This is a genomic window from Parvibaculum sp. (assembly GCF_035511255.1).
GTDB lineage: Bacteria > Pseudomonadota > Alphaproteobacteria > Parvibaculales > Parvibaculaceae > Parvibaculum.
This window is the reverse complement of record NZ_DATKFR010000323.1, coordinates 1-1861: the sequence shown is the minus strand read 5'-3', so window position 1 is coordinate 1861 and position 1861 is coordinate 1. Positions and strand designations below refer to the sequence as shown.

General features: G+C 65.2%; 2 protein-coding genes. One reads left to right on the top strand and one right to left on the bottom strand.

Features of this window, described 5'->3' with window-relative positions:
- Window positions 1-633, top strand: a 633-nt coding sequence (locus VMR03_RS12770; protein ID WP_325405792.1) for an acyl-CoA dehydrogenase family protein, incomplete at its 5' end; no start/stop codon positions are given.
- Between the two features lie 439 nt (window positions 634-1072).
- Here the strand turns inward: VMR03_RS12770 and VMR03_RS12765 are convergent.
- The coding region (locus VMR03_RS12765; protein ID WP_325405790.1) for an AEC family transporter at window positions 1073-1861 on the bottom strand (789 nt) is incomplete at its 5' end.

Sequence of the window (1861 nt, the reverse complement as noted above, 5' to 3'; positions counted from 1 at the left end):
CTGATGGCGAATGTGCTGGCCGACCTCGCGCTCGAAACGGAAGCGGCGACGGCATTGTCGTTTCGCGTCGCGCGGAGTTTCGACCGCGCGGCCGAGGACGAGCGGGAAGCCGCCTTCCGCCGCATCATGACACCGGTCGCGAAATACTGGGTCTGCAAGCGCGCGCCGAACCTCGCCTATGAGGCGATGGAATGCCTCGGCGGCAATGGCTATGTCGAGGAAGGCGTCGCCGGCCGCATCTATCGCGAGATGCCGGTCAACGCGATCTGGGAAGGCTCAGGCAATGTGATGTGCCTCGACGTGCTGCGCGTGCTCGGCCGCGAACCGGAGGCGCTCGACGTCGTGGTCGCGGAGTTCGAGACGGCGCGCGGGCGGCACCGCGCCTATGACGCGGCGCTCAACGGGCTGAAGGACGCCTTCGCGGATTTAAGCTCGCTCGAAGCCCGCTCGCGCCAGATCGTCGAGGCGATGGCGAAAGTGGCTGCAGGCTCGATCCTGCTGAAGTCCGCGCCCGAATTCGTCTCCGACGCCTATTGCACGACGCGGTTGGGTCGGGACTGGGGCGACCTCTACGGAACGCTGCCGGTGGGCGTCGATCAGCGGGCGATTTTAGAACGGGCGCGGGTAAGATGATCAGAGCGCTAGCTCGTCGTGTTGCTTCGCTGCGCGCGCAATGATGTGGAAAAACAAACTACATGTCATCCCGGGCTTGTCCCGGGATCCAGGGGCGGCTCGCTCGGTGCTTGTGGCCCCTGGATCCCGGCCTTCGCCGGGATGACATCCGTTTCTTGAATGACCCGAACACCACGGCATCGACGGCATGGTGGAGCCGCGAAGCGGCGTCTCGAAGGATGAAGGCCGAAAACTTATCCCCGGCCCAAATTTGATCCGGGTGAAGATTACCACTTGACCAGCGTGACGCTGCTTCCCACTTATTCGATATATCCGGAAGTGCGTCCATACGGCTTCGTCATTGCGAGGTCTGCGGGACCGAAGCAATCCAGGGGCGGCGGGCTCGGCAGTTGTGGCCCCTGGATCCCGGCCTTCGCCGGGATGACATCCGTTTTTTGAACTACCCGAACACCCACAGCATCAGCGGCATGGTGACGACGGCGAGGATCGTGCCGCCGGTGATGAGGCTTGCCATCAGTTCCATGTGGCCGCCGAGCTGGCGGGCGAGGACATAGGACGAGGTCGCGCCGGGGACGGCGGCGCAGATGAGCACCACGAGGCGGGGAAGGCCGGTGACGCCGAAGAGGAAGCAGAAGCCCATCATCATCGCGGGCATCGCGATGAGTTTCAGGGCGCTCGTGTAGAGCACGATCCATTTCGCTTCGAAGACATGGCCGATACGCAGCCCCGCGCCGACGGCGAGAAGGCCCAGCGTCAATGAGGCGTCGCCGATGATCTTCGCAGTGACGGCGAGCGGGCCGGGCAGGCCGAGGCCGGTCGCGTTGAGGAAGATGCCGGCGGCGCAGGCGAGGATCAGCGGGTTCTTCGCGAGCAGGCGGGCGAGTTCGACAGGGTTCGCGCGGCGGCCGAGCGCGTAGCGGGTCAGCACCGTCACGGAAAGAATATTCGCGAGCGGCACCAGCACGGCGACGGAGACGGCGGCCATGGTGATGCCCTGCCGGCCATAGAGCGAGGCGATGGAGGCCAGCGCGACGAAGCTGTTCCAGCGCGCGGCGCCCTGGAACATCGAGGAAAACTCGGGGCCCGTGATCGGCAGAAAACGTTTCGAGAGCATCAGCACGCCGACCATCGCGAACATGCCCGCCGCCAGCGCGGAAGCCATCGGCCAGATGTCGAAGCTGCGCAGATCGGCGGTCGCGAGCGTGTTGAGCAGCAGGGCCGGAAACAG